This is a genomic window from Nocardia sp. NBC_01730 (assembly GCF_035920445.1).
Lineage (GTDB): Bacteria > Actinomycetota > Actinomycetes > Mycobacteriales > Mycobacteriaceae > Nocardia.
In genome coordinates, this window is the sequence record NZ_CP109162.1 from 2,356,767 (window position 1) to 2,378,044 (window position 21,278).

Genomic DNA, 21,278 nt, shown 5'->3' on the forward strand with positions numbered 1-21,278 from the left:
AGTCTATGTTCGCCTACGCGGCATGGGCATTCACAACTGGCCGGGCGGTATACCAACCCAAGATGCAGACGGACGAAACCTGTTTGACACTGTTGAAGCGAATCACCACCGCCCTGGATGATCACGATTCGCTTGGCGCCCTGGGCATCTGATGAAACGCCAGTCACTATCAAGAGCAGTGCACGGCGCCGCAGAATACTGCGACCGAACCCACGTCAGGGCGACTCGAAGTCCGTACGACCGAAGCGATCACCGCACACCGGCCGTTGCTCGTACCGGCCGAGACGGCCGAATCACGTTGCCGTGCAGTGGACGTTCGATATCAGGCCCGGCGCTGTACCATCAACCGGTTCCTGCCGGAACCAGGTAGCGCGCTCTCCGGAGCAGCGATTCGGCACGGAATCCGTGCTCCACCACCCGCAGTGCCCACGAACAGTATGGAGTTCCATCTTTTGAGTACGCCGCTGTCCCGAATGCAAGCCCAATCCTGCCCGGTCTTCCACGGCTCGCCGATCGATTCCGACGACCCGCGAGTGCCGCTGCACTCGCCGGAGTTCGCCGACGATCCGCACCACACCTACCGGCGAATGCGAGCGCAGTACGGCTCTTTGGCGCCGGTGGAGCTCGCGCCGGGCGTGCCGGCGACATTGGTGATCGGCTACAGCACCGCGGTGCGGATTCTCAACGATCCCGAGCACTTCCCTGCCGATCCGCGCACCTGGCAGAAGAACGTGCCTGCTGACTGCCCCATCCTCCCGCTGCTGGAGTGGCGGCCCATGGCGAGCAGAAGTACCGGGGCAGACTTCACGCGCTACCGGCAGGCTATTACCGCAAGCATCGACGAGGTAGATCTGTACGCACTCCACGACACCATGGAGGAGATCGCTATCCCGCTGATCAACTCCTTCTGCCAGGACGGCAGTGTGGATCTGGTCCGCCAGTATGTGTTTCCACTGGTGTTCGAAGTCGTCAATGCTCTGCTCGGCTGCCCGCCGGAGATAGGGCAGCAGGTCGCCGCGGGAACTGCGGCGTTGCTCGAAGGTGTCGATGCCGAAAAAGGCAACCAGATGCTCGGCGAGGCGCTGATGAACCTGGTGACGCTCAAACGGTCCGAACCCCGAAGCGATATCACCTCGGTGCTGCTGCAGCATCCTTCCGCGCTGGACGACGTGGAAGTCTCCCACCACGTGTCCCAGGTCTACGGCACGGGGATCGAGTTCCAGCTGAACTTGATCGTCAACACCTTGCTACTGATCCTGACCGACGAGCGGTTCGGCGGAAGTGTCCTGGGTGGGAACCTGTCCACCCGCGACGCCCTGGACGAGGTCTTGTTCAACGACCCACCCCTCGCGAACCTCCTGATCACCTACCCTCGTCAGCCGATCCTCGTCGACGGCGTCTGGCTGCCCGCACATCAGCCGGTCGTCATCAGCATGGCCGCCTGCAACAACGACCCAGCGATCCGGACGGAGGAGCAGACGGGCAATCGCTCGCATCTGGCATGGGGCCTCGGCCCACACGCCTGCCCCGCCCAATCCTTGTCCTACCTGATCGCTCAGGACGCGATCGATCAGCTTCTCGATGCGCTGCCCGAGATGCGGCTGGACCTACCGGACGGCGCGCCGACCTGGCGGCCGGGTCCCTTCCACCGGGCCTTGACGGCACTTCCGGTCACATTCCCTCCCTCTTCTCCGCTGAACGTGCACGGCGAATCGGCTCCTTGGTCGGCCGCACATTCGTGATCTGCCGCTCGACTCGTCCAGAACGTGGGCGTCGGGCGTTCGACTCGGCTGCCATCGTCGAGCCACGACACTGGGCACTCCCGAGAACCCGCAGGACTCGGCCGACGGCGTCACCTGAATCGGCAAAGCCACCGGCTAGCCCGAACCGCCTGCGGACTCAGGCCTTTCAGAACTCGTCGGAACAGCCGCATGAGCCACGGGTCTTCAGTTCCGCAGCGAGATTCACCACCCCGGGCCGGGGGGACCGGTTCTCGATCTGTTCCAGCAGCAGGTCCACCGCCATCTCGGCGATGCGCCGCGCAGGCTGCACCATCGTGGTCAGTCCCGGCCGGGTGTAGCGGGAGTACTCGATGCCGTCGAACCCGATCACCGCAAGGTCGTCGGGTACCCGCAGGCCTGCGTCGTAGGCCGCGCGAAGCATGCCCATGGCCTGCAAATCGCTGGTGACGAACACTGCGGTCGGTTTACGTGGGCCGGTCATGAGTTCGGTCAGGCCCCGATACCCGGCCGCACCGCCGAAATCGGTTCGCACGATAGGACCTTCGGGCAATTCCGCGGCCGCCAGCGCGTTCCGGTAGCCCTGCACGCGGTCCTCGGCGGTGGAGACATGCGGACCGCTGAGGCAGGCGATGTCGCGGTGGCCGTGCCCGATGAGATGCGCGACGGCCTCTTGCGCGCCGGCCACCGAATCGCACATCACGTGGGCGCAGCGCGCTGGATCGATGATGCGGTCCAGCGCGACCAGCACCATGCCGGCCTCCTCGCACGCGTCGGCGATGCCGGTCCCCCACGAGGAGGAGATGGCCAGCATTCCTTCGACGCGGCGGTCGATGAACGTGCGCACGTAGGCGCGTTCGCGCGCCTCGTCCCCGGCGGCATTGCCGACGAACAGCGGATACCCCTTGGCGAACGCAGCCGCCTCGATGACCGCGGACAGTTCGGCGAAGAACGGGTTCGCCCCGTCGGGGATCACCATGCCGAGCGCGTGACCGCGGTTCATGCGCAGGCTGCGCGCGGACATATTGGGGCGGTAGCCGAGTTCGGCGATAGCGGCCTCGATGCGGGCCCGGGTCGCGGGCGCGACCTGCCGCGGGCCGCCATTGAGCACGTAGCTCACCAGGGCAGGGGACGTGCCGGCCAAGCGGGCCACGTCGGCTCGTGTGACTGCCATCCAGATCTCTCCTTGTTCGACCGCCAGGCGAGCATTTCGCGGCGCCTCTTGACAGTTGGTGACTCGAGTCACAGACTACTCATCAACTCGAGTTGATCAACACGAGTTGATGATCGGATACGGATAGGTCGAACACACCATGAATGCTCGATTCAGGCGTGCAATGGCGCCGCTTGTCCTCGTCGGCGCGCTCGCTGCGGCAGCCTGCGGTCGCGGTGGCGATGACGGGAGCTCGGGGGATTTCAAGATCGCAATTGTCACCCGCAACTTCACCAACCCCTACTGGGCTGCGCTGCGGGACGGCGCGCTCGCGGAGGGGGCCGAGCTCGGAGTCAAGGTGACGGTGCAGGCCGGTCAGTCCGAGACAGACGCCGACGGCGAGAACGCCCAGATCTCTACCATGGCCGCGCAAGGCTACGACTGCTTCGGAGTGGTTCCGGTCAACAGCACCAACGTGATCACCCCACTCACGGCGGTGGCCCGCAAGAACATCCCGATCATCAACCTCGACACCCAGATCGACCCGAAGGCCTCCGAGCAGGCCGGAGTGTCCTACGCCGGGTTCATCGGTTCGGACAATCTCGACGCAGGCCGGATCGCGGGCCAGAAGATGCTGGAAGCGCTCGGCGGCACCGGCAAGGTGGCCATCCTGCAGGGGATTGCCGGCGAGCAGAACGGGATCAACCGCGACAAGGGCTTCAGCGACACCGTCGCGGGCAAGCTGGACGTCGTACAGAAGGCGCCCGCCGACTATGAACAGGACAAGGGACTGCAGGTCACCGAGGCGATCCTGAAGGCGCACCCCGACATCACCGGCATCTTCGCCGCCAACGACACCATGGGCCTCGGCGCGGCGCAGGCGATCAAGAACGCCGGTAAGACCGACCAGATCAAGGTGATCTCCGTCGACGGCATCCAGGCGGCTCTCGCTGCGGTCAAGGCAGGCACCCTCTATGGCACGGTGACCCAATACCCCTACGCAGAAGGCCAACTCGCGGTCCAGGGCTGCCTGGCCCAGCATCACGGCAAGAAGCTGCCCGAGCGAGTGGTCTCACCGATCGCGTTCATCGGCAAGGACAACGTCGATCAGCAGATCTCCGCGTTTCCGCGCCCGATCGTCGCGTTCGACAGCCCGCTGGAAGGACTGCTGAACAAGTGACGGCCGCCGCAAACATCGCACCGGCAGATCCCCGTGCGCGTGAGGGGCGCACGGGGATCCTCCCCAAGGTCGCCGAATTCGCGGCTCCGCTCGCCCTGGTCGTGCTGTGGGTGGCGTTCTTCATCGCCACCCCGAACTTCCTGACTCTCGACAATATCGGCGATCTGCTGGTCGCCTCGACGATCCTGACCGTGCTGGCGCTGGGCCAGCAGTTCGCGATCACCGTCGGCGGCATCGATCTGTCGGTCGGCGCCAACCTACCCTGGTCGGCCGCTCTGCTCGGCTACATGACCAGCCACGGGCATTCGGTGACGGCCGGCATAGTCGTGGCGATTCTCGGCGGCCTCGCGGTCGGCGTGGTCAACGGCCTGCTGGTCGGGCGGCTGCACATGACCGATTTCGTGGTCACGCTCGGCATGCTGAGCGTGCTCAGCGGCTGCACCCTGCTGCTGACGCACGGGAACACGGTCGCGGTGAATTCCCGCTTCCTGCAACGGCTCGCGCTGGACGGCATCGGCCCGGTGCGCTGGTTCTGGCTGCTGGCGCTAGTGGCGGCGCTGGTCGTGGCCGGCATCATCTTCCGCACCCGGATCGGCACCCATCTCCTCGCGACCGGCGGGCGGCTGGAAGCCGCGCGTGACACCGGTATCTCGGTGGACCGCATCCGACTGTTCGCCTACGCGATAGCCGGGCTGCTGTGCGGCGTCGCAGGCGTCATGCTTGTCGCCCGTAACGGCGGCGCCGACCCGTCCGTGCAGACCACCTACCTGTTGAGCTCGATCGCGGCGGTGGTGCTCGGCGGCTCGTCGCTCAGCGGCGGCAAGGCGTCGGTGCTCGGCACCGTGTGCGGTGCTGTGCTGTTCACCTCGCTGATCAACGGGTTCACGATTCTCGGCATCTCGCAGTACTACCAGCCGGTCGCCGTCGGCGCCGTGCTGCTGCTGGCCGCCGGGATCTCCCGATTCCGAAAGTAGGCCGACGTCATGTCGATTCCATTGCTCGAGGCCCGCGACCTCACCAAGTCGTTCGACTCGGTCCGCGCGCTGGCCGGAGTCACGATGACAATTCCGGAAGGCGAGGTGACCGCACTGGTCGGCGACAACGGCGCAGGCAAGTCCACGCTCGTGCGCTGCCTCACCGGGGTGCAGCCGCCGGATTCGGGGCAGATTCTGTTCCGGGGCGAGTCGGTGCGGCTGCGCTCCCCCGAGGACGCGCGCAAGATGGGTATCGAGACCGTCTACCAGGACCTCGCGCTCATCGATGATCTGGCCGTATGGCAGAACCTGTTCCTCAACCGGGAGCTGGTGTATCCACTCGGCATCGTCAACCGCAAGGCGATGATCGCCCGCAGCGGGGAGATCCTGCGCGACCTCGACGTCGACGTGCCCTCGGTCCGCACCACCGTGCGCCGGATGAGCGGCGGCCAGCGCCAGAGCATCGCCATCGCGAGGGCCGTGGCCTGGGGCAAGTCGATGGTGATCATGGACGAGCCGACAGCCGCACTGGGCGTGCGCGAGACCGCCGCGGTGGAGAAACTCGTGCATGGCCTGCGGGACCGCGGTGTCACGGTACTCATCATCAGCCACGACCTGGCGCAGGTGATGCGCATCTGCGACAACGTGGTGGTGCTGCGCCGCGGCAGATCCGTTGCGGCGCATCGAATCGACGAGGTCGACGGCGACCGGCTGGTCGCGCTGATCACCGGCGCCGCGCCCGGCAACCTCGAGGTCGCCGCGGCAGAGGGAGCCTCGTGAAGGTCGTCGTCCTGGGATCGGTCAACCAGGACGTGGTGTGCGAGGTGGAACGGCTGCCCGGGCCAGGGGAAACGGTGCTGTCGCTCCGGTCGCGAACCAACGTGGGCGGCAAGGGTTCCAATCAGGCCGTCGCGGCGGCCCGCGCCGGTGGCCGGGTCGAATTCGTGGCCAGGGTCGGCCAGGATGCGGATCCGGAGCTGCGGAAATCATTGCGCGAATACGGCATCGGGCTCACTGCGCTGCGCGAGGTCCCCGGCGCGCGGACCGGGAGGGCCTACATCACCGTCGCCGACGGCGAGAACCAGATCGTCGTCGATCCCGGCGCCAACTTCCACTGGGAGTCGGAGACCGAGCTCGGCACTCTGGCCGAGGCCGAGCTGCTCGGCTCGGCGGATGTCGTTGTCGCCCAACTGGAAGTGCCGGTGCCGGTGGTGGCTTGGGCGGCGCGGCGCGCCCGCCGGTTCGTGCTCAACGCCGCCCCTGCCGCGGCGCTGGCGGATGAACTACTGCGCCGCTGTGACCCGCTGATCGTCAACGAATCCGAGCTGTCTACGTTCAGCGGGGTGACGGCGGAGACGCCTGAGGAGGCATTCGATCAGGCCCGCGCCCTATGCCTGCGCGGGATACCGTCCGTGGTCGCCACGCTGGGTGCCTCCGGTTCGGTCTGGGCCCGCCGCATCGAGGAATCAGCGACTGTCGCCGGGACGTATCAACCCGCACCACAGGTGAATGCGGTGGATTCCACCGGAGCCGGCGACGCGTTCGTCGGCGCGCTGGCCACAGCACTCGCCGACGGATCGGACCTGGGCAACTCCGTGGCCTTCGCGACCGCCGCCGCGGCCGTCGCGGTGCAGTCTCCCGGGACCCACGCCTCCTACCCCACCCGAGATCAGGTGGTCACCGCGCTCGCGGCCCTTCCCCTGACTCAGCGGCTCGACTGAACCACCCTCTTCGAAAAGGAACCGAACTTGCGGACCACCGGACTCATTCACGCCGAACTACTTTCGGCGCTCACCGCGCTGCGCCACACCGACCTGTTCGCTGTCAGCGACTCCGGGCTTCCGGTGCCCGTCGGCGTGCCGGTCATCGATCTTGGAATCAGCTACGGATTCCCTCGATTCGAGCCGGTGCTCGACCTGATCCTGCGCGAGGTCACCGTCGAGGCAGCCTGGGGCAGCCGTGACGTCGCCGACCAGAACCCTGAAGCGGCAGCGCTGCTCACGGATCGCCTGCAGGCCGAACTCATCGACCACGACGACTTCAAGCGGCACATCGGGCACTGTCGCTTCGTAGTTCGCACCGGAGAGGCCCAGCCTTATGCGAATGTGTTGCTGCGGGCGGGGGTCCCCTGGCTGTAGTGGGCGGAAGGTCCGGCGAAGGCAAATCCCCAGGGCCCCATGCCTCACTGCGATCGGCGAACTCGGGCCGTGGCCTGCCTACTATCAGCCCGAACTCCGCGCTGCGTCGATGCATGCCGAAGCCGTCGAGAACTCGGGTCCGGTTGCGGAATCGACAGGCGTCTACTCGTCGACCGCTGCCGGCCTCCTGATCGCCGACAGGCATTTGGTATCTGCTGCGCCACCAATAATTAGGTTAGCCTTTGCTTTATGACTCGAGCCAGGGTGCGGACGGACGGTGTCGACAACCCTACGTCCAGCCGTCGATCGGCAGACGTACGCGCCGATCGAGGCAGCGCATCTCCGGCTCGCATCCGAAAACGAAAGCCGGTGCGCCGGACGCTGATCGTTTCTCACCGCTGGTCGTCGCTGGTTCTCGGGCTCGTGTTGGTGATCCAGTCGACCTCAGGAGCGGTCCTGCTGTATCACGCGGAACTGTTCCGTGCGAGCCACCCGTCGTTCTACCAGCACACCGACACCCCGCCGGTCGTGACGACCGAGCAGGCAGTGGACCTGGTGCGAACCGCCGACCCTGACTTCGACGTCGGCTGGGTCGGTTCGGACGGCGGCGTGATCGCCGTCGGCGACCGCGACCGTACCGCGGCCTACTCGGTGGACCCCGGTACCGGACGAATCAACGAACACGCGAGTATCACCGACGGCGCACTCGGCTTGCTACAAAACCTGCACAACTGCGCCTTCGGCTGCTTCCGCTACGCGGGTGCCGTGCCTGCTGTCAACGGACACGTACCGATTCTCGGCTTCACCTGGGCGGCGCTGATTCTCAGCACTGTGGGTCTACTTCTGGTGTTGCTCGCGGTGTCGGGCGCCATCATATGGTGGCCGTCCGTGCAGCGTTTGCGCCACGGCTTCCGGGTACGAACCAGAAAGGGCCGCTTCGCCCGTGACCGCGACCTGCACAACGTCATCGGCATCGTCAGCGTCCCTTTCCTGCTCATGTGGGGAATCACCGGCGCCGCTTTCGAATTTCCCGCGGTGGAACGAGCTTGGCTGGCCATAACGGGCGGCGAGCCCGTCACCGCATTGCCACAAGACAGCTTCATCCCCAGGCAAGCACCCCCCGAGACCCGGACGATCTCCATCACCGAAGCCTCCGACCTCGCCCTCCATCAAGTCCCCGGCCGACTCGCCTACCTCATGCTTCCCACCGAATCCACCAACTACTACCGCGCCGCCATCGCGGCCGCCGACGCCTACTCCCCCTACGAAAATCGAGCCTTCTACAGCGGCGACGTCTTCGTCTACATCAACGCCAACGACCCCACGGACACGATGACCGTCGACTCCAGCCAGGCGCGGCCGCTCGCCAACAGCTTCTACGACCAGGTCTTCCAAGCTGCTCACTTCGGCTGGCTGGTCAACAGCTGGTGGCGCCTGATCTGGCTCCTCTTCGGCCTCACCCCACTGGCCCTCGCCGTCACCGGCCTCTCCACCTGGCTTGTCAAGCGCGCTACCCAGCACCGCAGACGAGCCGCCCAGCCGCGCGGCGGCCCACCATTCGGCTCGGTAGACGCTTCGGGGCGCACCGAATCGAGCAGCGACAACGCATAAGCGAGAAATCACGGGCACCTCGGATATACCCGGTGGGCGAAACGCACTCCGACACCTTGCGGAAGATCTGAACTACACGAGACGCGCCCGTCCAGCGACGTGCCTGATCCGAGAGCGTGCGGGGGTGCGGATCGCTCGCCACCGCCCATAGGGGGTGACCCGGTCAGAGTTGGTGCGGATCCAACAGCCTCCATCGCAGTAGAGCCCGACCACATGCCGTAGACGCTTGCGATCGGATTCTGCGTGACGCCAAGAGAGGTAGGGGAACCATTCCCAGCATGAATGTGATAAACATCACAGTGTCTGCAATCACATATCGGGTCATCATATGACCTGATCACATTAGGAGGCCGCGCCTGGCGTGGCATCGCACCGAACACACAACAAGGATGGGCGATGGACGACCAGCACAGACCGGCAGAGGACAGGTCCGCGCGGCCGCGCGTGGGCGTGGTCGGGCTCGGAGCCATGGGGCTCGGCATGGCCCGCAGCCTGCGGAACGCCGGGTACGACGTCGGCGTCCACGACCTGCGATCGGAGGTGGCCGAGGCCTTCGCCCACGACGGCGGGACAGCATTCGCTTCCGCCCTGGACCTGGCTGCCACGGTGGATGTCCTGGTCGGTGTGGTAGTCAACGCGGCTCAGGTCGAATCAGTCCTGTTCGCTGACGGGGTGGCAGACAAGCTCGGGCCGGGCGCTGTCTTCGTGATGTGCTCCACGGTCGCCCCCGGCTGGTCCGCCGAACTCGAAGGGCGCCTGGCCGAAAAGGGTGTGCTCTACCTTGATGCACCCATCTCTGGTGGTGCCGCGCGCGCCGCGACCGGCGAGCTCACCATGATGACGTCGGGCTCCACCGCGGCATACGCGGTCGCCGACCCGGTGCTCGAGGCCATGAGCAGCAGGGTCTACCGCCTTGGCGACCACGCCGGACTCGGCTCGCAGGTCAAGATCGTGAACCAGCTGCTGGCGGGCGTGCACATCGCCGCGGCGGCCGAGGCGATGGCTCTTGGCATTCAGGCAGGCGTACCGGCCGAGGCGCTCTACGAGGTCATCACGCACAGCGCAGGCAACTCGTGGATGTTCGAGAATCGCATGGCCCATGTGCTGGCCGGCGACTTCACTCCGCTGTCCGCGGTCGACATCTTCGTCAAAGACCTGGGCATCGTGCTCGAGTCCGCACGGCCGCAACAGTTCCCGCTCCCGCTCGCCGAAACGGCGCATGCGATGTTCCGCCAGGCATCTGCCTCCGGTCTGGGAGCCGAGGACGACAGCGCGGTCATCAAGATCTTCCCGGGCATCGAGCTGCCCAAGCGGGCCGAGGTCTGACATGGGAATCCGACTCGGCTGCATCGCCGACGATCACACCGGCGCCACGGACCTGGCCAACAATCTGGTGCGCGCAGGTATGCGCGTGATCCAGCTGATCGGGGTGCCACCCGCTGACGCGAAGCGAGAGATCGACGCCGACGCCGTGGTCATCGCGCTCAAATCGCGCACGATCCCGGCCGCCGACGCCGTCGCCGCCGCACTCCGGGCACTCGCCTGGTTGCGGTCCGCGGGTGCCGACCAGATCTACTTCAAGTACTGCTCCACTTTCGACTCGACGCCGGAAGGGAACATCGGTCCGGTGACCGAGGCCCTGATGGAGGCGGTGGGCGCCGACTTCACCATCGCTACCCCGGCGTTCCCCGACAATGGGCGAACAGTCTTCAAAGGCCATCTGTTCGTCGGCGATGTGCTGCTCAGCGAGAGCAGCATGCGCCAGCACCCGCTCACACCGATGACCGACTCGAACTTGGTCTCGGTCCTCGGCGCGCAGACGACGCGAGCGGTCGGCCTCATCGACTACACGGTCGTCGCGGACGGCGCGAAGGCGATCCGGTCACGCATCGATGCCCTGATCAGGGAAGGCGTCGCGGTGGCGGTCATCGACGCCCTCTCCAACGACGACCTTGTGCACTTGGCCGCGGCGGTGCGGGGAATGCCGCTGGTGACCGCGGGCTCGGGTCTGGCGATCGGTCTGCCCGCGAACTGGGGGTTCGCACCGTCCAGGGCCGCTACCCAGCTGCCACCTCCGCACGGCCGCCGGGCCATCGTCTCCGGTTCGGTCTCCGCGGCGACGAACCGCCAGGTTTACGAGCACCTGCGCAGCGGGCGTCCCGCGTTCAGCGTGGACCCGTTGCGCGTCGCGGCCGGCACGGACGTCGTCGGTCAGGCATTGGCTTTCGCCGAGGCACACCTGGCGGACGGCCCCATCCTGGTCTACTCCACCGAGTCACCGCAGGTGGTCCGCGACGTCCAGGGCCGCCTCGGCGCTGCCGAGGCCGGTGAACTCGTGGAGCGGACCCTTGCCCGGGTCGCGCAGGGGCTCGTCGAGCAGGGCGTTCGCCAGCTCGTCGTCGCCGGTGGCGAAACCTCGGGGGCGGTGGTACAGGCCCTCGGCATCACCGGGCTTCGAATCGGACCGCAGATCGACCCCGGTGTGCCGTGGTGCGCGGCAACCCTTCCCGACGGGGACGCCCTCCACATCACGCTCAAATCCGGAAATTTCGGCGGTGCCGAGTTCTTCACCACCGCGTTCGCCTTGCTGGACCAGGAGGCTGCCGCATGACCACGCTCAGCACCGTGGTGGACGATGCGCGCGCGGAGATGGTCCGGGTAGGCACGAGCCTGTTCGCCCGCGGCTATGTCCACGCCAGCGCCGGCAACATCAGCGGCAGAGTCGGCGACGAATACCTGATCACCCCGACCGACGCCGCTCTCGGCTTCCTCGAATCCGACCGGCTCGCGCTGGTCGACGCGGATGGCGAGCAGATCGCCGGGGACCGCGCCAGCAAGACGCTGGCCCTGCATCAGCGTATCTATGCCGCCGACCCCGCAGCCCGTTTCGTCGTCCACACCCATTCGACACACCTGGTCGCGCTCACCCTCTCTGGCGTGTGGAACCCCGACGACGTGCTCCCACCCCTCACGCCCTACTACGTGATGAAGGTCGGACACGTCCCGCTCATCCCCTACCACCGGCCCGGCGACCCGCGCGTGGCCGACCTCGTGACCGCTCGGATCGCCGACCGTGCGGCACGAGGGACGCCGATCAGAGCCATTCTGCTGGACCGGCTCGGCCCTGTGGTCTGGGGTCCCGACGCGGCCACCGCCGTCGCCGTCCTCGAGGAACTCGAGGAGACCGCACGCCTGTGGCTGCTGACCGACCGTCGCCCCGAGCCACTGCACGCCTCGGCCATCGACGAGCTGAGGTCCACCTTCGACGCCGCCTGGTGACCGGCGCCGACGTAGTCCTGAAATCACCTCGCCGGCCACGCCCGGTACCCTCCTCAACGCCGAGAAAGTTCCACATCATGTCCCTGCCCATCACGACGACCGAGACGCCCGACCTCGCCCGCGAGGACGCCGTCTTCCGCAAGGTCGTGCGCCGCATCGTTCCATTCCTCATCCTTTGCTACGTCGTGTCCTACCTGGACCGGGTCAATGTCGGCTTCGCGAAACTGCAGATGTCCGACGACCTCGGGTTCAGTGAGGCGGCGTTCGGTCTCGGTGCCGGCCTGTTCTTCATCGGGTACTTCCTCTTCGAGGTCCCCTCGAATCTGCTGCTGCAACGCATCGGCGCCCGCGTCTGGATAGCCCGGATCATGATCAGCTGGGGCCTGGTCTCCGCGTTGTTCGTATTCGTCACCAACGAGACGATGTTCTACGTGCTCAGGTTCCTCCTCGGCGCCGCCGAGGCGGGGTTTTATCCGGGGGTGATCCTCTACTGCACCTACTGGTTCCCGTCCCACCGTCGGGCCAGGGTGATCGCGATGTTCATGTCCGCCATCCCGGTGGCCGGCATCTTCGGCAACCCGCTCTCCGGCTGGATCATCGATCGGTTCCAAGGTGTGCACGGCTGGCAGGGCTGGCAGTGGATGTTCCTGCTCGAGGCGCTGCCCGCGGTGGTCGTCGGCGTGATCACGCTGCTGTACCTCGACAACAGTGTGCGGAGTGCGAAGTGGCTCACCGACGAGGAGAAGTCGATCGTCGAGCGGGCGGTCGCCGCCGATGCCGCGCACCAGACGGTGCACGGCCGGGTGTGGGACGCATTCCGCGAACCCAAGGTATGGCTGATGAGCGTCATCTACTTCTGCTTCGTGATGGGCCAGTACGCCCTGACTTTCTGGATGCCCACCTTCGTCAAGTCCACCGGGATCAAGGGTGGCCTCGCGGTCGGGGTGCTCAGCGCCGTGCCGTTCCTGGCCGCACTCGTCGCGATGAACCTGTTCAGCCGTTCGGCCGACAAGCGCCGCGAGCGCCGCTGGCATCTGGTCATCCCATCACTCATGGGGGCCGTCGGTTTCACGCTCGCGGCAAGCTGGACCGGGTCGACCACGCTGTCGCTCGTCGCGCTGGCCATCGCCGCCGCCGGGGTGCTCACCTGCGCGCCGCTGTTCTGGTCGCTGCCCACCGGATTCCTGGGCGGCGCGGCGGCCGCGGCAGGCATCGCCGCGATCAATTCGGTGGGCAACCTGGCAGGCTTCGTCAGCCCCTACATGATCGGCGCACTCAAAGACGCCACCGGCTCGACGTCGATCCCGATGTACGTCCTGGCGTTCGCCCTGGTCATCGGCGCCGGCGCAGTGCTCACCACCAAAAAGCAGGCCGTCAACCGCTGACCGGATGGTCAGTATCCGAGCACAGGAGCCAACATGCCGAGGTTCGCCGCGAACCTGTCCACGATGTACACCGAACACGATTTTCTCGACCGCTTCGCCGCAGCGGCCGCGGACGGATTCGAGGCCGTCGAGTACCTCTTTCCGTACGAATACGATGCCACCGAGCTGCGCCGCCGACTCGACGACCACGGACTGCGACAGGTGCTCTTCAACGCGCCGCCCGGGGCATGGCAAGCCGGCGACCGCGGGATCGCGGCTCTACCCGGGCGCGAGGAGCAAGTGCGCTCCGGGATCGACCGGGCACTGGATTATGCCGCCGCACTGGGCTGCCCGCGGGTACATGTCATGGCCGGGCTGGTCCCGCCGAACACCACTCCGGCGCAGGTGGCCGAGCACCGTGACGCCTACCTGGCCAACCTCAGCTGGGCGGCGGAGCGGGCAGCCTGCAGGGGGGTCGATATCCTGATCGAACCGATCAACCGCCGCGACATGCCGGGTTATTTCCTGACCACGCAGGCCGAGGCCCACGCTCTGCTGCGTGACGTGGGAGCGGCGAATCTGAAGGTGCAGCTCGACCTGTACCACTGCCAGATCGTCGAGGGCGACCTCACCGCGACCCTACGCCGAGACATACCGACCGGCGGGGTCGGTCATCTGCAAGTCGCGGGTGTACCCGAGCGCCACGAGCCGGACCACGGTGAGCTCGACATCCACCACCTATTCCGCGTCATCGACGACCTGGGCTTCGACGGGTGGATCGGCTGTGAGTACCGGCCCATGGCCGGAACGAGCGAGGGGCTCGGCTGGCTGGACGCATACCGAGGAGCACACGCATGAGGATCGTCATCACGGGCGGCTTCGGCTTCCTCGGCCGGCAAGTCGCCGCCGCGCTCCTCGACCGGCGGACATTCCGCGGTGCCCCGATCGAGCGCCTGGTGCTCGCCGACCGATTCGTACCGCCCGACTCGTCGGTGGCGACCGATCCCCTCGTGGACATCGTCCGGGGCGATCTGATCGATGGCCTGGCGGAGCTGTTCGCCGAGCCGGTGGATGCGGTGATCCATCTGGCCTCTGCCGTCTCGGCCGAGTGCGAGGCCGACTTCGACCTCGGCATGAGCGCCAACCTGGATACGACGCGCGCGCTGCTCGAGGCCGCTCGGGCACAGTCGGATGCCGGAGGACGGACGCCGAGGGTCGTGTTCTCCAGCAGTGTCGCCGTCTACGGGTCCGACCCGGTGTCGCCGCTACCGCCAGCAGTCAGTGAAGCGACCTTGCCTGCGCCGCGGTCGAGCTACGGAACGCAGAAATTTGTCTGCGAGCTGCTGATCGCGGACTACACCCGCCGCGGCTTCATCGACGGACGCGTCGCCCGGCTGATGACCGTGTCGGTGCGGCCGGGCAAGCCGAATGCGGCGGCCTCCGGCTTTCTGTCCGGCATCGTCCGGGAGCCGCTCGCGGGCCTCCAGGCGATCTGCCCCGTCGATCCGGGTCTGCGAGTGGCCTTGGCCTCTCCGCGGCGGACGGTCGAGGGAATCCTGCGCGTCGCGGAAGTCGAACGCGGCACCGGGCCGGGCCGGCTCGACGGCGCTGGGCCGGTCAACCTTCCGGCGCTCACGGTCTCGGTCGCCGACATGCTGGCCACGCTGCGGAGGGTGGCCGGCGATACCGTCGCCGACCTGGTGGCAATCGCGCCTGATCCTGAGATGGAGGCACTCGTCGGTTCGTGGCCCGCGGTCTTCGACAACGCGCGCGCCGCCGCGCTCGGGCTGGAGGCCGACCCGGACTTCGAGTCGCTGGTACGGGATTATCTCGCCGACAATGCCGAGGCGATCGCGTATTCCCTTGCGGCAGCGCCCGACGGAGCGCCGATAGACTGACAACCATGCTTTCCAAGGTGCGCGGCCCGGTCCGGCTCGCGGATCGGGTTGCCGCGATGCTCTCCGAGGAGATCGTTTCGGGGCAGCTCGCCGAGGGCGACCGGCTACCGACCGAGGTGGAGCTGGTCAAACAGTTGGGGGTCAGTCGCACAGTGGTGCGCGAGGCTGTGTCGCGGCTGCGTAACGCGGGGCTGGTCGAGCCGCGCCAAGGTCTCGGCGTGTTCGTCACGTCGCGGCGCACCCGTCCGCTGGACTTGGCGGCCGAGGCCGCCGACACAAAGTCGAAGGTTTTGCAGATCGTCGAGGTTCGCCGCGCGTTGGAGGCCGAGGCCGCCGGTCTCGCGGCCACCCGAGCCACACCCGGTACTGTTGCCCGGATCCGTCAGGCGCTGGACGCGATCGACGCGGCGGTCAGGGCAGGCGGTGACGGCGTGGACGAGGATCTCGCATTCCACCGCGCTATTGCCGAGTCGACCGGGAACGCGGTGATGGCTTCGACGGTGCGGTACCTGGGCGACCTGATGCACGGCGGTATCCGCGTGACACGCGCGAACGAGGCGCGGCGGGCCGATTTCATCGCTGCCGTCCGGCAGGAGCATCACGCCATCCTGGCCGCCATCGAGGCCGCAGACGCTGCGGCCGCACGGGCCGCCGCGCGCCGCCATATGAAGCATGCCGCCGCCCGGCTCCAGGATGCGGATGATCGGTTCTGGACCGAAACCGATGAGCTCGACGTAGATCTCGACACCGCTCCCTGACGCCCGCAGCCCGGTTTCGATTCATATATCCGTTCGCCCGTTCCGCCAGACCCTTCACTTTCGGATCAGCGGGACGCCGCTGAATCACCTCGATGCCCGACGTCCCTCGGAAGGGAACCTCGAGTATCCGGTCGCGTGACTCGCTGGCTTCGCGTGAAATGCGCAGGCAGACAGACTGTTTCGGCGACGTGTCGGCACTGTCGTCCGGTGCCGCAGCGAGCGGCGCGGTGCCCGAGCGACGGCAACAGGGTGCGACACACGAGTTACCAATGTCGGGAATGCCCGATACTACGGCGGTAGACAGGAACCGTGCCGCCTCAGCATTCGGCGGTCCTGGCCGAGTGAGGTTACGGAATGGTGCTCGTAAGCCCGCTGGCACGCGATGCCAGGGCGGTCGCAGGAAGGGGCGCGAATGGCGACTACCCGCGATGAGCTGATCGGGTTCGTCGAAGACCTGTACATTCCCAAGATCGCCAGTGGCGGCCTCACGGCCGTGATCCACGCGGCGCAAGAGGCCATGGAGGTTTCGATCCTGCTGTTCGCCTCCGGCGATGGTAGCGAGCAACCCGATCTGGTGGGTTGGCTGGACAAACGGAACCTGCTCAGCGACGACGGACTCGATGAGCCACCAGGTGAGTCTGTGATGGCCGAGAATTACGGCTCGCGCCAGACCGAAGTCAACACAAAAAAAGACGAAATGGATCGGCAGAGTCGCAAAGTCAAGGACTCATCGTTCAAGACCTTCAGTCTCTCGAACGAGACGTATATGTCGATCAAGGAAAGGGTCGGCAAACTCGACAACGATCTCCGCGATATCAACCAGCGCAAGGACGAGAACGGAGCGTATCTGCCGCTTTCGGTCGCGGAAGAAATACGTGCGCTGCGCTACGTACTGCAAGCCGTCGAGGACGTGCACGATGCGGTCGAGGGCGCGTCCGACCAGATCGAAAGTCAGGCGGCCGGCATCGATGACTCGCGCCCGTCTTTCGCGAGCGCACCCCGCGGCAACGGTTCTTTGCCGCCGTCGACCCTCTCGACACCGTCGACCCTCTCGACACCGTCGACCGCGAGCAATGCCAGCTTTGACCCGAACGGAAGTGGCACTGTGGACGATATCGTCAGCAGAGCACGGCACGAGCTGGGTCTCAATGTCCATGAGAGTGGCGGCAACAACGTTGCCGGGTACTACGACAAGGACGGCAATTTCATCGGGAGAACGCCGTACGACATCAACGCCGCCTGGTGCGCCTCCTTCGCCACCTGGGTGTGGGAAAAAGCCGGTTACAAGGTCAACTGGACCAACAAGGATGGTGTGGCTGCCATCTGGAATGACGCCAGAGGAATGTTACGGACGTCGACGAACTCGGCGGACGCTCAACCCGGCGACTTGATCATCTTCAACTGGAACCGCGATGGGACACCGGACCACATCGGAATCGTGGAATCCGTCAACGGCACTTCGATCACCACCATAGAAGGCAACTCCAGCGACGCGGTAAGGCGCAACAACTATCGCGTGGGCGACCCGCGCCTCACCGGTGTCGTAAAGCCGCCGACGCAAAGCGTCGCGGTCTAGCGGAGTTCGAACTGCGTCCCTACCGGTCGGCACCGGCGATCTGCGGCAACTATCGGCCTCATGTTGGCATCGGAGCTCGATGCAATGGAGTGCTGCGAGAGGCCGCTACGCGACTGACGTCACGAACTGCCGCTAATGACTTGTCCGACAAGGTATCTGCCCGGTGATCCACGTCCCGGGGCAACACACTCAGATGCCGCGGATCACACGTTCGGTCAGTCGCTGGCCTTGGCCGCCGGGACTCGGCCAAGACTCGCGGTCCTCACGGCGGTACCCGTCGCCTCAGAGGAAATGACTTCGGCGTGGTGGACCAGCCGGTCGATCAGCGGCGGCGACGATGTCATCGCCGAACACGTCGTGCCGCCGACCGAACGGCCTGTCGGTGATCCCGCGGCATTCGGATCACTTCGACAGAGCCTTGCCGCCATTCGGAGCCACCGCGAACCATGTCCCGCCGACACCCTGACCGAGCAGATCCCCCGGCTTCTGGTCCTTCGAGAAGTAGTACACCGGCCAACCCCCGATGGTGATTTGACAGGTACCGTCCGCCCGTTCGATGAACCCGACGAGCTGCGGGTCGACGCCCGACGCGTAGACCGATTGGTCACGGGCCACGGTCAGCGGCGGCCAGGTCACGGCACACTGCCCGGCGCAGTTGGATACCGACGGCTTCGCGGTGTCCTTGTCGAACCGGTACAGCGACCGGCCCGACCCGTCCGACACGTACTGTCCGACACTCGGGTTGCTGGTCACATTGAACTGCACCGCATTCGCGGTCCCGGCCGGGGCTGCTCCGCCGTAGATCTTCAGCCAGCCCTGCGTCTTCGCCACTGCGGGGGCCTGCCCCGCAGCGGGCGCCAGCACGGCGGTGGTCGTGGTCGACGAAGCCACCTGCGACGCCACCTGCGACGCCGGCGCGGCCGCAGGTTCGGGCTGGCCACCCTTGTCGCCACCACAGGCGCTCAGCAGACCCGCGAGAACGACCGCGGTCGCCGCCACCGGCACTGCGGCACGCTGGAATCGTTTGGCTGAACTCATGTTTCGGACCTTCCGTCGCTTTCGATGAGGCGCACAGTGCATCTCGTCACTCGTACTACGAACTACAGCGACCACCGGTTCACCCGGTGCACCATCATCGTGTTGTGCGCTACATCACACTCGCCATAGCAATGGGCTGACTCCTCAGCGGCAACACCGCCGACCAGGCGATCCGGCGGCTGGGGCGGTGAACGCTCGGATGGGCAAGTCGTTGCTGAAGGCTCGCACGCGCCGCGGACGATCGACCATTGCCCGGTACCCCTGGATGCATGATCTTTCGCCTCCCTGACAGCCGGCCCGGGGTACCGTAGGCGCCCGCCCTCGGAGGTCGTGCCAGCACTACTTCAGTCCGTACGACGACAAGATCGCCGTGACGAGTTCAGAGAATCAGTGGTTGTCGACCGGGCCGGGTCCGACGCCATGCCACGGCGAGGAATACGACAAGGCCCAGCAGTGGCAAGGTGCCGATCGTCCAACTCAGCGGCAGTGGCGGTCCGGGCTGGTCGAGTATCTCTACACCGCCCAGGGTCCCTTCCCCGTGTCCGAGCGGGCCGTCGATCGCGAAGGTGAAGGTGTAGACGCCCGGGGCATCGAAGGCCTTCACATCCAGGCCCCACGAGTCGCGCTTGCGGGGATGGCGCACCAGCGGCCCGGCGCGCCTGCCGGGTTTGATCCCCGGTCCGGTCAACCGCAGCGTCCCGGACTTGTCGGCGATGCCACCGTCGGGCATGAAGGTGAAGTCCAGCGACTTCATTGCGCGGATGGGCCACGTGGAGAACCCGACGGTAACGCCATAGGGACCGGCCTGGACACGCTCGGTGTGGACGATGTCGACCGGCGCGTACGCGGACGCGGGGGCGATCGCTACCAGGGAGAGGGTGACCATCGCCAGCACACTGAAGGCGAGCCTGCGCAGCACGGTCATCGGACGGCCTTCGGCGCGGGTGCGAACGCGGGCAGCATGGTGGCGAATCGGCTACCGAGGAACCCGGCGAGCAGCCCCAGTGGCACCCCGAGAATCGTGATTGTCACGACGTCGCCGAATGCGATGTGCGGCATGGCATGCGTGAGGTTCATTTGCAGCGGGAACGTCACGCCGACGATGACGCCGGTCACCACACCCGCCACCAACACGATCTTCTCGGCGTCGAAACCGCGGGCGCGGACCAGCCAGAACAAACCCTCGACGGCGACGGCCGCGACGATCAGGAACATCGGCATGATGGCGGGCAGTTCCGGTGGGCGTGATGTGAGACCGTCACGCAGCGGAAGCCCGATTGCCGAGGCGTAGGTTTCCGCGGCCCACGGCGAGAACCACCACAGGATGGCCTGCATGGCGCCGAGCGCCGCCGCGATGGCGATGGTGGCGCCCAGGCGGGCCAGCAATGCCCCGCCGAGGATGAGCAGCATCGGCCCGAACAGGACGATCCCGAGGATGGTCGGGTCAGCGGGCAGGTGCAGGTTGTTCAACGCGTTGGTGGGAATGGGCGCGAAGGTGATCAGGATCGGGATCGCGAGGACAATGCCGATCCGGCCCCAGAGATAGTCGCGGTGGGCTGCGAAGACGATAATGCTGCCGATCATAGTGAGCGTGATCGACAGGAACAGCGCCACGTGCGATGGGGTGTTCAGCACCGCGTCGAAGCCGTAGATCGAGTGCCATTCCAGGTCGAGCAGGCCGTAGAGCAAGAACAACGCGGCGCCCGCTCCAGCGATCGTGTAGCCGATCGGGGCAGTGAGGTTACTGCCGAACACTCGGATGGGTGTACCGCCCATCCGGGGCACGGGCCGCCCGGCACGTTGGGCGGAGGTCGTGATGAGCACCATGGCGAGGCTGGCGAACCCCGATATGGCGCTGCCGGAATACAGGAACAGGTGCGGCAGGGTGAAGAAGGTGTCGGGGCCGACTTCTTTGTGCCACTGGATATCCCAACTGAGCCCTACCAATGTGACGGCCGTGCCGAGTAACACGACCCAGGCGCCAACGCGTGCCGCTGTGCCGTCGGCGGATTCGGTGGCGGACGCGGATGCCGGCTCGCCTTCGGCGGTGGTCGCTGCCGGTCCGGCGCGGCCTTCGGTCGCATCGGACGGTGCTGGAGTGCTCATGGCGGGCGGTCCTTCCTCTGGTCGTGCTCCGACGGTTCCTGCTGACGCGTACGGGCGGGCCTGGTCTCAGCCACCCACCCAGAGCGGCAGCGCGAGTTGGTCGACGCCGTCGTGCGCTTCGATCGACAGTCGAAGCTCCCACTGGCCGGTCATCATCAAAGGCAGCGCCGCGGCGTGGAAGCGATGCCGCCCAGCGGGGATCGCCGCGACGGGCGGTCCGGCGTAGCCCATGATCGGCTGGTTCGCCTGAATCTGTACTGCCGCGTGGCCTATCGGGGCACCGGCACGGTCGGTGACGTCGATGTCGATGTCGTTGTTGCCGATCCGGAGGCTGTCGATGGTGACTGTGACGAGGTGGTGAGACGTACCGGTGTTCAGCACGAGCGGGTCGGGCGGGTTCGGCCATACCAGCCACACGATGGCGGCGATCACTACGCCCCCTGCGACGAGAACACGACGGAGAC

Annotated in this window: 20 protein-coding genes; 15 read left to right on the top strand and 5 right to left on the bottom strand. The window is 66.5% G+C overall.

Annotation, left to right across the window (positions count from 1 at the left end; all coding sequences use genetic code 11):
- Window positions 1-437: 437 nt before the first annotated feature.
- On the top strand, window positions 438-1,742 hold the full coding sequence (locus OHB12_RS08965; protein WP_327117947.1) for a cytochrome P450: 1,305 nt from the start codon (window positions 438-440) through the stop codon (window positions 1,740-1,742).
- A gap of 166 nt (window positions 1,743-1,908) precedes the next feature.
- Here OHB12_RS08965 and OHB12_RS08970 read toward each other — a convergent pair whose 3' ends face one another.
- On the bottom strand, window positions 1,909-2,913 hold the full coding sequence (locus tag OHB12_RS08970) for a LacI family DNA-binding transcriptional regulator (protein WP_327117949.1): 1,005 nt from the start codon (window positions 2,911-2,913) through the stop codon (window positions 1,909-1,911).
- A 163-nt stretch (window positions 2,914-3,076) separates the two neighbouring features.
- Between OHB12_RS08970 and OHB12_RS08975 the strand changes: the two genes are divergently transcribed.
- The 14 genes from OHB12_RS08975 to OHB12_RS09040 all read left to right on the top strand — a co-directional run bounded on the left by OHB12_RS08975 (window position 3,077) and on the right by OHB12_RS09040 (window position 17,670).
- Window positions 3,077-4,072: a sugar ABC transporter substrate-binding protein gene (locus tag OHB12_RS08975; protein ID WP_327117951.1), complete on the top strand. Its 996-nt coding sequence runs from the start codon at window positions 3,077-3,079 to the stop codon at window positions 4,070-4,072.
- A complete protein-coding gene (locus OHB12_RS08980; RefSeq protein WP_327117953.1) occupies window positions 4,069-5,046 on the top strand; it encodes an ABC transporter permease in 978 nt (325 codons plus the stop codon). The genes OHB12_RS08975 and OHB12_RS08980 overlap by 4 nt, the downstream gene beginning before the upstream one ends.
- 9 nt (window positions 5,047-5,055) lie before the next feature.
- Entirely contained in the window at window positions 5,056-5,826 is a 771-nt protein-coding gene (locus OHB12_RS08985) for an ATP-binding cassette domain-containing protein (protein WP_327117955.1), read from the top strand.
- Window positions 5,823-6,767, top strand: coding sequence for a PfkB family carbohydrate kinase (locus OHB12_RS08990; protein WP_327117957.1), 945 nt, complete (start codon window positions 5,823-5,825; stop codon window positions 6,765-6,767). Before OHB12_RS08985 ends, OHB12_RS08990 begins: the two co-directional genes overlap by 4 nt.
- Before the next feature lie 27 nt (window positions 6,768-6,794).
- Window positions 6,795-7,184 (top strand): D-ribose pyranase, encoded by a 390-nt coding sequence (rbsD, locus tag OHB12_RS08995; protein ID WP_327117959.1) that lies wholly within the window; start codon window positions 6,795-6,797, stop codon window positions 7,182-7,184.
- Window positions 7,185-7,553: 369 nt separating this feature from the next.
- Window positions 7,554-8,795, top strand: a complete 1,242-nt coding sequence (locus OHB12_RS09000) for a PepSY-associated TM helix domain-containing protein (RefSeq protein ID WP_327117961.1) — start codon at window positions 7,554-7,556, stop codon at window positions 8,793-8,795.
- Between the two features lie 366 nt (window positions 8,796-9,161).
- A complete protein-coding gene (gene ltnD, locus OHB12_RS09005) occupies window positions 9,162-10,121 on the top strand; it encodes an L-threonate dehydrogenase (RefSeq protein ID WP_327120963.1) in 960 nt (319 codons plus the stop codon).
- 1 nt (window position 10,122) lies between these two features.
- Complete coding sequence (otnK, locus tag OHB12_RS09010) at window positions 10,123-11,406, top strand: 3-oxo-tetronate kinase (RefSeq protein ID WP_327117963.1); 1,284 nt, start codon at window positions 10,123-10,125, stop codon at window positions 11,404-11,406.
- Window positions 11,403-12,074 carry a class II aldolase/adducin family protein gene (locus tag OHB12_RS09015; RefSeq protein WP_327117965.1) on the top strand — a complete coding sequence of 224 codons (672 nt, stop codon included), beginning with the start codon at window positions 11,403-11,405 and terminating at the stop codon, window positions 12,072-12,074. Before otnK ends, OHB12_RS09015 begins: the two co-directional genes overlap by 4 nt.
- Before the next feature lie 77 nt (window positions 12,075-12,151).
- Window positions 12,152-13,459 carry an MFS transporter gene (locus OHB12_RS09020; RefSeq protein WP_327117967.1) on the top strand — a complete coding sequence of 436 codons (1,308 nt, stop codon included), beginning with the start codon at window positions 12,152-12,154 and terminating at the stop codon, window positions 13,457-13,459.
- 33 nt (window positions 13,460-13,492) lie between these two features.
- Entirely contained in the window at window positions 13,493-14,296 is an 804-nt protein-coding gene (gene otnI / locus OHB12_RS09025; RefSeq protein ID WP_327117969.1) for a 2-oxo-tetronate isomerase, read from the top strand.
- Entirely contained in the window at window positions 14,293-15,336 is a 1,044-nt protein-coding gene (gene denD / locus OHB12_RS09030; protein ID WP_327117971.1) for a D-erythronate dehydrogenase, read from the top strand. The genes otnI and denD overlap by 4 nt, the downstream gene beginning before the upstream one ends.
- Window positions 15,337-15,341: 5 nt before the next feature.
- The gene (locus tag OHB12_RS09035) at window positions 15,342-16,094 is read left to right on the top strand and encodes a FadR/GntR family transcriptional regulator (protein ID WP_327117973.1); all 753 of its coding nucleotides are present in this window, start codon (window positions 15,342-15,344) and stop codon (window positions 16,092-16,094) included.
- A 412-nt stretch (window positions 16,095-16,506) separates the two neighbouring features.
- Window positions 16,507-17,670, top strand: coding sequence for a C40 family peptidase (locus tag OHB12_RS09040; protein ID WP_327117975.1), 1,164 nt, complete (start codon window positions 16,507-16,509; stop codon window positions 17,668-17,670).
- Window positions 17,671-18,072: 402 nt separating this feature from the next.
- On the opposite strand, the gene OHB12_RS09050 is transcribed toward OHB12_RS09040, so the two are convergent.
- From OHB12_RS09050 to OHB12_RS09065, 4 genes are all read right to left on the bottom strand, one after another.
- Entirely contained in the window at window positions 18,073-18,708 is a 636-nt protein-coding gene (locus OHB12_RS09050) for a hypothetical protein (protein ID WP_327117977.1), read from the bottom strand.
- Window positions 18,709-19,087: 379 nt separating this feature from the next.
- Entirely contained in the window at window positions 19,088-19,633 is a 546-nt protein-coding gene (locus OHB12_RS09055) for a hypothetical protein (RefSeq protein ID WP_327117979.1), read from the bottom strand.
- Entirely contained in the window at window positions 19,630-20,814 is a 1,185-nt protein-coding gene (locus tag OHB12_RS09060; protein ID WP_327117981.1) for a hypothetical protein, read from the bottom strand. The genes OHB12_RS09055 and OHB12_RS09060 overlap by 4 nt, the downstream gene beginning before the upstream one ends.
- 66 nt (window positions 20,815-20,880) lie before the next feature.
- On the bottom strand, window positions 20,881-21,246 hold the full coding sequence (locus OHB12_RS09065) for a hypothetical protein (protein WP_327117983.1): 366 nt from the start codon (window positions 21,244-21,246) through the stop codon (window positions 20,881-20,883).
- Between the last annotated feature and the right edge of the window lie 32 nt (window positions 21,247-21,278).

Coding starts and splice junctions, on each gene's coding strand:
- OHB12_RS08965 (WP_327117947.1), top strand. CDS start 438: ATGGAGTTCCATCTTTTGAGTACGCCGCTGTCCCGAATGCAAGCCCAA.
- OHB12_RS08970 (WP_327117949.1), bottom strand. CDS start 2,913: ATGGCAGTCACACGAGCCGACGTGGCCCGCTTGGCCGGCACGTCCCCT.
- OHB12_RS08975 (WP_327117951.1), top strand. CDS start 3,077: ATGGCGCCGCTTGTCCTCGTCGGCGCGCTCGCTGCGGCAGCCTGCGGT.
- OHB12_RS08985 (WP_327117955.1), top strand. CDS start 5,056: ATGTCGATTCCATTGCTCGAGGCCCGCGACCTCACCAAGTCGTTCGAC.
- otnK (WP_327117963.1), top strand. CDS start 10,123: ATGGGAATCCGACTCGGCTGCATCGCCGACGATCACACCGGCGCCACG.
- OHB12_RS09015 (WP_327117965.1), top strand. CDS start 11,403: ATGACCACGCTCAGCACCGTGGTGGACGATGCGCGCGCGGAGATGGTC.
- OHB12_RS09020 (WP_327117967.1), top strand. CDS start 12,152: ATGTCCCTGCCCATCACGACGACCGAGACGCCCGACCTCGCCCGCGAG.
- otnI (WP_327117969.1), top strand. CDS start 13,493: ATGCCGAGGTTCGCCGCGAACCTGTCCACGATGTACACCGAACACGAT.
- denD (WP_327117971.1), top strand. CDS start 14,293: ATGAGGATCGTCATCACGGGCGGCTTCGGCTTCCTCGGCCGGCAAGTC.
- OHB12_RS09035 (WP_327117973.1), top strand. CDS start 15,342: ATGCTTTCCAAGGTGCGCGGCCCGGTCCGGCTCGCGGATCGGGTTGCC.
- OHB12_RS09040 (WP_327117975.1), top strand. CDS start 16,507: ATGGCGACTACCCGCGATGAGCTGATCGGGTTCGTCGAAGACCTGTAC.
- OHB12_RS09050 (WP_327117977.1), bottom strand. CDS start 18,708: ATGAGTTCAGCCAAACGATTCCAGCGTGCCGCAGTGCCGGTGGCGGCG.
- OHB12_RS09055 (WP_327117979.1), bottom strand. CDS start 19,633: ATGACCGTGCTGCGCAGGCTCGCCTTCAGTGTGCTGGCGATGGTCACC.
- OHB12_RS09060 (WP_327117981.1), bottom strand. CDS start 20,814: ATGAGCACTCCAGCACCGTCCGATGCGACCGAAGGCCGCGCCGGACCG.